This window comes from Mesorhizobium sp. M4B.F.Ca.ET.017.02.2.1, assembly GCF_003998955.1.
Classification (GTDB): domain Bacteria; phylum Pseudomonadota; class Alphaproteobacteria; order Rhizobiales; family Rhizobiaceae; genus Mesorhizobium; species Mesorhizobium abyssinicae.
On sequence record NZ_RZOF01000730.1, the window covers coordinates 1 to 401 of the forward strand.

1 protein-coding gene and 1 pseudogene are annotated in these 401 nt (G+C 61.3%); both read left to right on the plus strand.

Annotation, left to right across the window (positions count from 1 at the left end):
- Window positions 1–293: pseudogene (locus tag EN738_RS35080) on the plus strand (3-methyl-2-oxobutanoate hydroxymethyltransferase); the annotation flags it as partial.
- A partial coding sequence (locus EN738_RS35085; RefSeq protein WP_189606184.1) for a pantoate--beta-alanine ligase occupies window positions 290–401 on the plus strand: 112 nt, incomplete at its 3' end. The pseudogene EN738_RS35080 and the gene EN738_RS35085, both read left to right, overlap by 4 nt.

The window sequence follows — 401 nt, forward strand, 5'->3', positions numbered from 1 at the left end:
CTTGAGAAGATACCGGAGGCTTTGGCTCGGCTGATTACAGAGCAAGTGGCGATTCCCACAATCGGTATCGGTGCATCGCCGGCCTGCGAGGTCAGATCCTTGTTGTCGATGACATGCTGGGCTTGTTTGGCGCTTTTCGGCCAAGATTCGTCAAGCGCTACGCAGAGCTGGGAAGCGACGCCGAGGCAGCGATTGCGGCATACGCAAAGGAGGTGCGCGACCGCAGCTTTCCGACCGCGGATCACGTCTTCGGCCATGAACCGGGCCCAGTCAGTGGAGGAGAAGCCCTATGAGCACCCCGATCGTCCGCATCGTCTCCGAACTTCGCAGCATCGTTGCCGCCTGGCGCCGCGAGGGCCTAAGGATTGCCGTTGTGCCAACGATGGGCGCCCTGCATGAGG